Source organism: Solibacillus sp. FSL K6-1126, from assembly GCF_038003445.1.
GTDB classification, from domain to species: Bacteria; Bacillota; Bacilli; order Bacillales_A; family Planococcaceae; genus Solibacillus; species Solibacillus silvestris.
The window spans coordinates 3,472,647-3,485,163 of sequence record NZ_JBBOPD010000001.1 but is presented as its reverse complement, the minus strand read 5'-3'; the positions used below and the strand labels follow the sequence as shown (position 1 = coordinate 3,485,163).

9 protein-coding genes and 1 pseudogene are annotated in these 12,517 nt (G+C 31.1%); 8 read left to right on the top strand and 2 right to left on the bottom strand.

Going from position 1 to position 12,517, the window contains the following annotated elements; genetic code table 11:
* Positions 1-30 precede the first annotated feature (30 nt).
* From MHH44_RS17330 to MHH44_RS21225, 6 genes and pseudogenes are all read left to right on the top strand, one after another.
* A complete protein-coding gene (locus MHH44_RS17330; protein ID WP_191699618.1) occupies positions 31-372 on the top strand; it encodes a hypothetical protein in 342 nt (113 codons plus the stop codon).
* Positions 373-586: 214 nt separating this feature from the next.
* Positions 587-868 carry a hypothetical protein gene (locus MHH44_RS17325; protein WP_191699619.1) on the top strand — a complete coding sequence of 94 codons (282 nt, stop codon included), beginning with the start codon at positions 587-589 and terminating at the stop codon, positions 866-868.
* Positions 869-1,692: 824 nt separating this feature from the next.
* Entirely contained in the window at positions 1,693-2,265 is a 573-nt protein-coding gene (locus tag MHH44_RS17320; protein ID WP_340799189.1) for a recombinase family protein, read from the top strand.
* 401 nt (positions 2,266-2,666) lie between these two features.
* Positions 2,667-4,172: an AAA family ATPase gene (locus MHH44_RS17315; protein ID WP_340799188.1), complete on the top strand. Its 1,506-nt coding sequence runs from the start codon at positions 2,667-2,669 to the stop codon at positions 4,170-4,172.
* 12 nt (positions 4,173-4,184) lie between these two features.
* Positions 4,185-5,183 (top strand): DUF4435 domain-containing protein, encoded by a 999-nt coding sequence (locus tag MHH44_RS17310; protein ID WP_340799186.1) that lies wholly within the window; start codon positions 4,185-4,187, stop codon positions 5,181-5,183.
* 3 nt (positions 5,184-5,186) lie between these two features.
* Positions 5,187-5,293: pseudogene (locus tag MHH44_RS21225) on the top strand (GMP synthase (glutamine-hydrolyzing)); the annotation flags it as partial.
* 240 nt (positions 5,294-5,533) lie between these two features.
* Here the strand turns inward: MHH44_RS21225 and MHH44_RS17305 are convergent.
* Positions 5,534-6,703: a tyrosine-type recombinase/integrase gene (locus MHH44_RS17305; RefSeq protein WP_340799185.1), complete on the bottom strand. Its 1,170-nt coding sequence runs from the start codon at positions 6,701-6,703 to the stop codon at positions 5,534-5,536.
* 34 nt (positions 6,704-6,737) lie between these two features.
* The gene (locus MHH44_RS17300) at positions 6,738-7,118 is read right to left on the bottom strand and encodes a helix-turn-helix domain-containing protein (protein WP_340799184.1); all 381 of its coding nucleotides are present in this window, start codon (positions 7,116-7,118) and stop codon (positions 6,738-6,740) included.
* A gap of 3,074 nt (positions 7,119-10,192) precedes the next feature.
* Here MHH44_RS17300 and MHH44_RS17295 point away from each other — a divergent pair.
* Both MHH44_RS17295 and MHH44_RS17290 read left to right on the top strand, forming a co-directional pair.
* Positions 10,193-11,815: a DUF2075 domain-containing protein gene (locus tag MHH44_RS17295; protein WP_340799183.1), complete on the top strand. Its 1,623-nt coding sequence runs from the start codon at positions 10,193-10,195 to the stop codon at positions 11,813-11,815.
* Positions 11,816-11,937: 122 nt separating this feature from the next.
* Positions 11,938-12,516: a hypothetical protein gene (locus tag MHH44_RS17290; RefSeq protein WP_340799182.1), complete on the top strand. Its 579-nt coding sequence runs from the start codon at positions 11,938-11,940 to the stop codon at positions 12,514-12,516.
* The last annotated feature ends 1 nt before the right edge of the window (position 12,517 follow it).

Genomic DNA, 12,517 nt, shown 5'->3' with positions numbered 1-12,517 from the left:
TAAGAACACATTATGAAGGGAGCGATTCTTTTGCAAGCACAGCAAATTAAGCACGATTTAGCAGTAGCACTACAAGACGAATTCAATACACATAAGCTGTACAAGCATGTGGCTCAGACGATACGAACGCTACTAGACGCTCAGCTAGATGAAAAACAATACGTAGAATGCCATTTTAATGACTACATGGTGAAGGCTGGGGTATTAGAGCGTTCCGAAAATAAAGAACTCTCTATTATTGTTCTTGTATTTCGAGAAAATATTAACGGTGAAATATTGATTCAATTAAATATCGTTGGAAATTGGTTAATCCTGTACAATCAGCTTTCAAATGCAATAATTGAGATTATTGATTGGCGTAAAATAGAGTAGATGCAGCATATTGCATCTCTTTTTTTGCTCAAAATGGCTAGGGGTGATTTACATTATGAATAAATACGAAGGGTGTATGCTGCTGTTTAAGCAATAGTATAAAGTTACTTTCTAAACAATTAAAAACATGTCTTATGGTGTAATAGAGAATATCGTGGTACATCATTTTTATAATATAATAGAAGAAACATTATATTATGGAGGCGACGGTATTATGAAAGAAGAAACAAGAGACGTATTATTATATATCGCATCAGGCTTTTATTCGAGTATGCAACAAACCGCCAGATGCCTAGCTTACTTTTTTATCGTTTTCTATGTTCCGTATGTGCTCGCTCATTGGGTGATGGTAATATATGCACAGGTTGATCCGCTACAATTCATGCACGTATATGCTTATACAGTGACGCTGGCATTTCCATTAATGATGATCGTAACGCATTACATTCCAATGGAGCTAAATTTTGAAACGATGCAATTTGAGGTCGTTGACTAAATGGCTCTCAGTTGAATCGAGAATTAACTTTAAAAACAAACTTATCCATCTGAATTCATCTCATGCTTATTGGTCTTATAAGATCGGTAAGCCTTTTTTTATGATTAAATACTTTCCCTCTTCAATTTACATGTGTATTACTCGTTCGGACATTAGTATTGTAGAATCGTGAGGTGTATAGCTGTTGGTAAGGGCGAAGCAATGATGATAGCTATACGTTTTTCAACACTTATCGTATTTGTAATGGCATTGTCATTTGCTTTTACAAAAAAAATAAACCGCCCTCTCCGCCAAAGTTGAGTAGTGGTTTACTTTTTTTACTTTTTGCTCGCTAATCGCCTTTGAATCGATTCTGCTTGTTGCTAAGATTGCTTAGTGTACCACCACTAAACAGTCTTATTTGTAATCTCTACACACTGAATTATAGCGTAATTTTCGAATATTCTCAATACAGTTTGAATTGAATTATTAATTTTGATGTTCTCAATCATGTATGATTTAGCCCTAGTAAAAGGTATGTTAAGTAACATTTTTACTATGCCTTTTAAAAGTGAATTATGCCCGCAAAGAATCCGTGTAAAGCCTACCAGTAAACTTGCTGTCTCGATAATCTTATCTACCAGAATGATCTAGTATTTCGGTTGCGATATGGTTCACATTTTAATTATGAAATAAATGTCTATAAAACCATCGTTTAATAGACAACTTGAAGACGGAGCATAAATTAACGTTTAGGTTCTCTTTTTTTATGGAATTCGTCTATAAACTCGTCTATTATTGATGGTATATAAAACGTATAAATTTATAGAAATGAGGGGTTAACTTTGACTAGAATTATTGGATATTGTCGTGTAAGTACTGAAGAACAGAATTTAGATATGCAGGAACGAGCAATTCAAAATTATGCAGACCAAAAAAGGTTAGAGCTTGTTTTATATGTAGAGAAAGTATCGAGTCGTAAGAATGAGCGAACAGAATTAATCAATGCAATGAAAGCAGCTACAAAAGGAGACTTGTTCGTTGTGTATAAGCTAGACCGCTTGGCACGAAGTACAAAAGAATTGTATGAGCTAACAGACCGATTAAAAGAAAAAGAAGTAGATTTCGTATCGGTACATGATTCATTTGATACTTCAACGCCTACTGGAAAAGCTATGTTTGGAATGCTAGCTGTATTTGCAGAGTTTGAGCGGGATATTATCCAACAAAGAACAAAAGCAGGTTTAGATGCTGCTCGAAAACGTGGTCGTGTTGGTGGCAGACCTGCAATTGATGATAAAGTTAAAAAGCATGTAAGAGCATTGTTTGAAGCGGGAGAAAGTGCTACAGATATTGCTAAAGAATATGGAATTGGAAGAGCGACGGTTTATAAGATTATTAATGAAGGGAGTGCATAATATAATTAAGCTTTTATAGATGTTTTTTTACAAATAGAGGGATTTAAGTGGTAAAATATACAGAAGTAAAATATTAGTAAATGTGAAAAATAGATAATATTGAAGTGTCTGGAATTCAGAAAAATGAAAAGATAACTTTAGAGTTATTAGGTAGCCCGGAGAGTGAATAATAGCTTATTAAATAGTCTTTTAAATAACACTAATGATGGTACGGTTGGTATTGATGTTACTGAAGCCGAGTTATTAAACGCGTTTACTTAGGGCAAGGTTGTAAACAAGTTGACTACCTGTAAATTAAAAGTACCTAAAATTGTATTTTTGAGTTAAAGTATTTTTTGATCCTAGAGGGATTTGCTAACTTTACTATAATTGTTAATATATTAACTTTTGGAGGCGTTATTATGGATTTATCAGATTTAAAAAGAGAACTGAATCTAGGTGATTTGGAATTTGAAAACTTGATTTCTAATTTAGGGTTAAAGGGATTAGAACAAATAGATGAATCTTTTGCTAAAGGTATAATAGAATCTTTTTTAAAAAAGAAACATTACCCTAATAAAAGTTCAGTAGAAGCTATCAAAATCTATGGTTTATTTAATAAATATGACTATCATTTAAACTTTGATTCAAGCATAAATATTTTTGTCGGTGAAAATGGGCATGGGAAAACAACGATAATTAAAATTATTGTAGCTGCTTTGAAAAACGATATTAATACATTGAATCAGCTACCATTTGAAAAAATAGATATATATTATTTTGATGAAGTTGTTACTATTGAAAATACCCGTAAGGAAAAAAACAAGAAAAAACATTTCGAATATTCGGATTACGACTTAGAGAAATATTCTAATTATTTTATAGACTTTACAAAGTTAGATGAAAGTCTACTTAGGTTAAAGGGTATTTATTTGGCTTCAAAAAGTTTTAATAGAAATGAGTTAGTAATGTTAAATGAGTTTTTTTATGAATTGAAACATTTATATGTAAATGAAAGAATTACAAAAATGCATTTTTATAGATGTATGGATAATTTATTAGAAAACCTAGAGAATGAGAAAGATAAGGAAATTAATGAAGAGGTAAAATATCTACCGACGTTTAGACGTGTAGAAGCTGAAATTAAGGAATTATATAATGAAGATTTTGAAGTTGAGAAACATATTAAAGGAGGTTCATTAAAATTTGGTTTAAGTGATGTTGAAGAGAAAATCCAAGAACTTGTATTCAAACTTAAAGAACAGGCACATGAATTAAATGGGGAGTTAGCAAAAGAAGTATTAACAGACTTATTAGAGAACAGACCATTAGAAATTTCAGATTCTGAAAGAGAGAAAATTACCTACAATAAGATAAGTATTGTTACTGGAAGAATTGGAAAAGAAAAAATGAAAAGTGTAGAAAAATTATATAATTATTTTAACGTTCAAAATTCGATAGATTTAGAAAACAAGGGTTTTCTTGAGTATTATTTATATAAATTAGTACGTATACACGAAAAACAAAGTGTGATTGATGAAAAAATAAAAAAATTTATTGGAATTTGTAATAAATATTTAATTAATAAAGAGATTATTTTTGAGGAAACTACCCCTAAAGTTATAGTAGTAGATAAAGAAGATTCCACGTTAATAAAATTTAATGAGTTATCTTCTGGGGAGAAACAAATTTTATCAATTTTTTCCGAATTGTATTTAGAAGATAATAAGCCAATGATTTATATTATTGATGAACCGGAATTATCATTATCAATTCCTTGGCAAAAATACATTCTTGAAGATATATATAATTCGGGAAGAGTAAATCTTTTAATAGCTACAACACATTCGCCATTTATTTTCAAAAATAAATTTAGTGAATTTGCCAAAGACTTAAGTAAATTTAGAGTAAGAAGAAAAGGAAATTAAAGGAGTGATTTAATGATTGTGGATAATTTTAGAGGAACTACAACTTTAAATCCTCCTGATACAAATGATTATGTATCAACGATGGAAAGCGAAGTTGATGATTCAGTTGCGGTAATTTTTCAAGAAGCAGTACAAGCAAAAAATATGCATGGTATAGATAATACTTTATTTTGTTTTTATGAAGGTAATGATGATTTTAAATTTTATCCTAATAAAATTGAATCAATTCTATATGAGAAGAATATAGATAAGGGAATATATTCTAAGGGTTGTGGTTGTAGAGATAATGTAATAGATATTTGCACTAAACTTGCATTAGATTCTGAAGGAATAATTAATTCTTCTATGTTTTTTGTTGATAGGGATTTTCATAAATCTTCATCATTAGGAGAACGTATTTATATAACACCTTGTTATTCTATTGAAAATTTATATGCAGAAACAAAAGTATTAGAATTATTTTTGCAGAATCATATTCGGATTGGTTCAAGGTCTATTGGAAAGGAGTTTGATGACTATCGAGTATTATTGCATCATTTTGAAACAAAGTTAAATAAAGTATTAAATGATTTGTTATTAGTTAATGCTTGGTATTCGTTTCAAATTAACAACAAAATTCCGAAAACAAGGGAACCTAAGTTATATAAACTGAAGGAATTAAAATCAATAAAGAATAAATTAGGTAAAGAATTTAAAGACATAACAATAGAGGATTTAAAATCTATAACACCAGGTTTTATTGAAGTTAATGAAGAAAAATTAGAGATAGAAAAAGAATATATTAAGCAAGATATTATAAAAAATTCTAGAGGTAAATATGTCGAAGAGATTCTTGTTGAGATATATAGTTACATATTAAATGAATCTAATGAACCGAGATATTTGAATATTTCTAAAAGGTCTATATCAATAAATATTGGAATGAAAAATTTTAAATCAACATTAATAGGGCAAATAATTACCCCACATTGTTTAAATAACTATATTATAGGGAGAATTATAGAAGTATAATTCATTTTGAGTATCGACGGTATGACTTCTGACTGGGCACATATCCCATACGATGTACTAGAAAATATATCTCAGTACGTATGGTCAACGAAGTAAACCGCGTACTGTAAGACATCACTTCTAAGCCACCAGCAAGTATTGAGTGGGGATAATTAATAAAAAAGCAAAAAGCCTGGTAGAGACTTGTCTGATAAGATTTCCACCAAGCTTTTTTATGATTAATGTATAAATAAAAGGGTTAGTTTTAAGTATTTCTACATTATTGCGAATACCTGTAAAAAAAAAGAGAAAGAAAAAGTGCCAAAATACAACTGTACTTTGGCACGAATTGAGATTCAACTAATAATCATTTATGCAGTACGATTAAAACGTTTTACTAATATACTGCCTATTTCGGGAATGCAATGAATATACGTATCTACCGTTGTTGCCATGTCTGTGTGACCTAAGAAATGTTGAACGAATTTTATATCTTTCGTTTGATAATAGATACGAGTAGCACAACTGTGACGTAAGCCGTGAATTGAAACAAGTTTTAGTCCGTGTTGGATTTGGAACTTTTTTAACCAGGTATTTAACTTGCTGTTAGTATAAAAAGTATTTTTATTGTTTGGGAAGATAAACTGCTTATCACCTTGATGCTCAAGACTTTGCCACTTTAATTGTTCTGCTTGGAGCTCCTGCCATTTTAATAGTGCTTGGAAAGTTTCCTCATCAATATCAAGTGTTCTTACTAAAAAGTTCTTCGTAGCTTTAATATAAGGCTTATTCAATTCGTCCATACCAACTGCTTGATGAATATGGATTGTTTTATTTTGAAAATCAATATCTTGCCATTGTAGTGCAAGAAGCTCTCCTTTGCGTAAGCCTAAATTTACAAGCAAGAGGAAACTTGCAATTTTTGAAATATCATCTGTTGTTTTTAGCTTTTGAATAAATAAATCAATTTCATCTAATGTATAGAACAATTTATCACCTTGTGCATTGACTCTCTTTCTTTCTTCTTTTTTTTCCCACGATCGTAAACCATCAAGTTTAACGGGATTTTTCGGAATGTAATCGTTATAGGCAGCCTGTTCTAAGCATTTATTTAGTTCGATTGCTACTTTTGATGGTTTTTGTAATTTTTCTTTCCATACTTCAAAAGATCGCAAAGTATCTTGGTAAGAAATATTTTTAAGCTTTAAATCTCCGTAAAAAGGTAGGATGTGGTTTTTGAAAATCCCTTTAATTTTCCCTAAAGTACTTTTTTCGAGGGAACAATTATGAAGGTATTCTTCATAGTGAGAATGATAGAATTGCTCAAAAGTAAGGTTTGGATTATCAGTATCATTTCGTTGTAGCATTTCCGCTTGCTTTTGAGCATAAAAAGCTTTTGCTTCAGTTTTTGTTTTAAAGCCACGTTTTGTAATGTCGATTTGCTTTTTCGTATAAGGATCGATACCCCCATACATTTTCACCATATAATGAGTAACGCCTCTTTTCATATATTCTTTAACTGCTTTGTCCATTGTTGTCATTAGAATGATCTCCTTTTGTGTTTTGTATTATTTTTTATGCTTGTATATTTTTTAAAAAGTGATTGATTTCCGTTCTGGAGAATCGCTTGCTGCGACCAATTGAAATACCTTTAAGACCTTGATCAATAAGTTTTTGTAAGCTTTTATAGGAAATATCAATATAGTCGCAAGTTTCCTGAACGTTCAGCCACTCTTTAGCTGTATGTTCATTTTGCTGTCCAATTGTTTCATCAAGTTTTTTTTTAAAGATTTGTTCAAGGTTTTTATCAAGAGTAAATCCAAGCTTTTTTCCAAGGTAAGAATCAAGCTTTGAATCGAGGATTAATTCAATATTTTTTTCAATGACTTTTTCAAGGCTTTGTGTAATTAAGCTTTCAATTTTTTCTTCGATTGATTTTTCAATAGTTTGTTCCATTTGTTTGTTCCTCCGTAATAGATAGTAAGTGTTATTAAGTCAGTAAAGAATTGCTATGACACTCTACAAACTTGCAGAAATGAATATTCATAAAAAAGTGTCGAATACATCTGAAAGTCGGTTATAAGATGTGAAGTCAGCTGAAGTATAGCTACGACACTCTACAAACTTGCAGAAATGAATATTCATAAAAAAGTGTCGAACACGTCTGAAAGTCGGTTATAAGATGTGAAGCCAGCTGAAGTATAGCTACGACACTCTATACACTTGCAGAAATGAATATTCATGAAAAAGTGTCGAACACATCTGAAAGTCGGTTATAAGATGTGAAGCCAGCTGAAGTATAGCTACGACACTCTACAAACTTGCAGAAATGAATATTCATAAAAAAGTGTCGAACACGTCTGAAAGTCGGTTATAAGATGTGAAGCCAGCTGAAGTATAGCTACGACACTCTACAAACTGGGAGAAACGAATATTCAAAAAAAAGTGTCGGATACATAGAATCAGCTATTTATAAGCCTTCTAAGTCGGACAAATACTAAAGTTAAGAGAAATAAAATTGTATACATCTGAACATTTGAATTAATTTCATCTTCCATACAAAAAGATGTTCGATACCATACATCGAAAAAAAGACTGCACTAGGAAATTAAAACTTTCCTAATACAGCCTTTAATCTACTTATTTATGTTGTTAGTTTGTAACGATACTATTGTAAAGGTCACGATAGTATTTTGTTACTTCAGGATATTTAGCTGGAATTTTCCGCATATCTGCCTCAAAGTTTATTTGAGCGACATATGATTACGGTCTTAAATGTCTGTCATTTATATTTCCGAACCAAATAAAAAAACTGAAATTGTAGCAAAAATATATTAACAATGGTAGTACGGACCATGGCATAGTCTGTACTACCATTTTTTATTATGGATGAGAAATATAAAATTTAGAACACATCCTACACCTACACTGGCTAGCTACTATAAACCAAAAAGCTATAAGTTAGGAAGGAATTGTGGTGAAACAGCAGGGCAACATACACCGTACCAACTTTGCACAGTAGTAACATTTACAGCACGCATACTACTTTTGCCGTTAAGTGCACTCAATTTAAAGACAATAATTTCAAATAATTAAGGGCAAAAGTGCATTCGGATCAGCAGATAGATTTGAGGTCTAAATGCCTTTTTCTTTTTAATTGACAGTGTTTTGGTTTTCCATGACACGTGCTATTAAACGAAATAGCATAAGTGTACTCGGAGCGAGAGTAATCCGTAAAGCTCGCTTGTAGTAATACGACAACAGGTAGGTTTACGCACGGACGTATGTACAGCAATACCTGCCTCTAGTTCGAAGGGGAAACGAGGGCGTGCACACATATAGGAATTTGTTGTACACAGTTGTCGCATTTTAGACACAAATTGGACATTCCAGTCATAAAGTCAACTAAATTAAAAACCAATGATTTCAAACAAATAGGGGTTATAAGAGCATTCAGATCAGTAGCTACATTTGAGGTTTAAATGCTTTTTTTATTAACAGTGTTTTGATATTTCATGGTACGTGCTAGTAAACGAAATGTTATATAAACAGGCATGGAGCGAGAGCAATCCGCCAACAAGTAGGCATACGTACGTACGAATGTAGATCAATACCTGCCTCTAGTTCGAAGGGGAAAACGAGTGCGTGCACACATATAGGAATTTGTTGTACACAGTTGTCACATTTTAGACACAAATAAGGCATTTCAGTCGTAAAGTCAACTACATTAAAAGCCAATAATTACAAATGAATTGAGGATATAAGAACGCTTGAACTAGCAGCTACATTTGAGATTTAAATACAAATTACCTTTTAATTAATAGTGTTTTGATTTTATACTGGCAAATAGTTATATAACATTTATACAACTTATATCGAAAAAGCATAGGGTGCTTCTCATATATTAATGCCACATTTATATGGAAAGTGATATAAGTTATACAACATTTATATAATTTTTATACAACATATATATAACTTATATCGAAAAGTCATAGGGTGCTTCTTGGATATTGGTGCCGCATTTATATGAAAAAGGACATAAGTTATACAACATTTATATAACTTATATACAACTGTTATATAAGTTTAAAGGAAATTTAAAAGGAAGAGAATGACCGAAAAAACTATAATTAGATTCTTCCAATGAAAAAGCTCATACAGAGCAAAATAATGCAAAAGTTATATAACATTTATATAACTTATATATAACTGTTATATAAGTTTAAAGAAATTTTATGAGGAAGAGAATGACTGAGAAAACTATAATTAGATTCTTCCAATGAAAAGCTTGTACAGAGCAAAATAATGCAAAAGTTATATAACATTTATACAACTTATATCGAAAAAGCCATAGAGGCTTCTTGAATATTCAAGCTATATTTATAAAAATAGAGGGATGATTGTTGGAAGGAAATGACTAGGAAAACTATTGAATAATTATTCCGGTAAAAATGGGTTAATTAGCGATGGAAGAATTCGACTAAAAAAACTATTATTTGATTCCTCCAAGGGTTTTAGTCTAATTAGAGCTTAAAATTCGAAAAAAAAGATAAAAAAATTTCGAAAAAAAGTTGAAAAAAATATTCCATTTTTTTATTAGGAATCCTTTAGTATCAAGGGTTGAATGGCATAATTGCTTCGGCAATATCCCCCTAACCAATCGCTTACACGGAGGGGGAATAGTGCTATTGAAGTCTGTTAATCTCAATAGTGATAGAAACGTTACAGTTTCAAATGATTTGGATAATTTATGGGTGAAGACTAATTCTCCGTAATCACAATTGATAAATGTAAAAGAGCTGGTAGCCACAAACTTTTGTAATAAAGCTAAACGAGCAGATGAAAGTAGAAAGGGCATCTATGACTATTTCAGAAGTTTTGTATCTGGTAGATATTCCTATTGCTGCTTTGTTATTATTAAAGTAGTAATTGGTTTCATAGTGACCTAATACACACTACATAGGAATCAATTTCTTGTAAAAGTTGAATACCTGTTTTACTGGGGAAAATTAGAAGTAGGTGAAAAAATGCCAGCAATCGAAATCCTATCTTTGCCGTTTAAACAAGATAGTATTAATCAAATAAGCAACACAGAACAATATTTAAATTACCCTGTCATTTATGTGTTGAACGGGAATAAAGAGGCTTATATTGGAGAAACTGTATATTTTAAAAATCGAATGAAAGCACATTTAAAATCTCGTAAAAATATTGTTCAAATCAATCTCATCAAGCATGATGAATTTAATCGATCCGCAACTTTCCATTTAGAAACGAAGCTTATAAATTACTTCCTTGGTGATGAAAAATATACATTGCAAAACAAAAGTAAAACGGCTAGTGATTTTACGCACAACTATTACAACAAACCGTACTACGATCAACAATTATTTAAAGAACTATGGCAGAAATTATATGAACAAAAGCTTGTTAATCATGAGCTTCATACGATTGAAAACAAAGACATTTTTAAATTATCTCCTTTCAAAGAATTGTCCATAGAACAACTTGAATTAAAAGAAAAAGTACTCGAATTTTGTGAGAAACAAGTACAAGCAACTACAACCGAATATGGCAGCCTGTTAGTGATAGAAGGTGAAGCTGGTGTAGGAAAAAGTGTAGTTTTAAGTTCGATTTTCAACACAATACAGGAACGAGCCGAAGAAGCATCTTCACCACTATATAAGACCGAAAACTATTTAGTTGTAAACCATGAGGAAATGTTTAAGACCTATAAAGGAATTGCGAAGCAGGTAAAGCATCTAAAGGGGAAAAATTTTGCCAAACCTACACCATTAATAAACACCCTTCAAAAAGAACAGAAAAAAGCAGACATTATTTTTGTTGATGAAGCTCACTTATTGCTAACAAAGCCAGATACTTATAATAATTTTCATGGAAATAATCATCTTGAGGAACTTTTAAAGCTGGCAAAAGTAGTCGTTATTATTTATGACCAAGATCAAGTACTTAAGTTGAAAAGCCTATGGGGGGCTGCTACATTAGAGCAACTAAAAAAGTTAAGCACATACCAGGAGGAATATCAGTTATCAAGCCAGTTCCGTATGCAGGCAAATGATGAGGTAATTAATTGGATTAATGCATTTAAACGTAAGCAAGTGCTCCCATTACCTCATGATGAGAACTATGAATTTAAAGTGTTTGAAACGATGAAAGCTATGCACGAAAAAATTAAGAATCAAAATCATCAATTTGGATTAAGCCGTGTCGTTTCAACATTTGATTATCTACATAAAAAAGATGGTGGCACATATTATGTGAACGAATCAAATGGAGAATACAAAATGCCTTGGAACACAACAAGTACGAAATACACCTGGGCTGAGAAACCTGAAACAGTGCATGAAGCTGGATCCATTTATACAATTCAAGGCTTTGATTTAAATTATGTTGGTGTCGTGCTTGGTCCCTCTGTTCAATACGATACTGCTAAAGATGAAATCGTAATTGATACGAGTAAGTATATGGACAAAGGTGCTTATACAGGCACAGAAGGCATTGCCAATGTAAATGAAGCAAAAGAAAAAATCGTCTTAAATTCCATCAATATTTTAATGAAGCGGGGTATTAAAGGGCTTTATATTTATGCGAGTGATGAAGCGTTGAGAGAGAAATTATTGTCTTATTAAAAAATAACGTTATTGATGATTGAGGACACTGAAAAAGTCGATGGCTATTTAAAAAACTGTTTATTTTAATAAATTGATAAATTTCATTTTCTATATAAATAATTGGAGGTAAGGTGTTATTAATGAACAGGAACATCAAAGATTTTACTATTGGAGTGCTAGCTTCTTTATCAGCTACATTTTTAACAACATATGCTGTTAACATTATATTATTTGATAAAGCTATTAATCTTACCGGACTTGTTAATTTAATTCTTGACTATAAGTTTTTATTCTATTGGATGCTATTTTTGATCTTTATAATAATAATTCGCTGGTTTATTAGAAAGCAAATATTTAATTTACAAACTCCATTTCCTATGGTTATAGGTTTTGGAGGACATTATGAATTAGAGTTTGAGGGAGAATCTTATGGATTTAAGTGGAGAGTCTATGCGAATCCAAAACGTAGAAGTAATTATACGGATGAGATATTGGATATCAATGTAGGTAAAGTGGAAGGTCCATATTGTAAAAATGATTACAGAAAGATGCAAAATACAAGAACCTATTTTGGAAGATATAAATATAAATGTCCAAAATGCGGTTATAAAAAAATTCTTTTAAAGGATTCATGGACATTAAAATGTGATATTGAAGATGATCTCGAAGCAGAGTATAGGGAGAAATTAAAGTTGAATAAACAAAACATTAGATATTAGC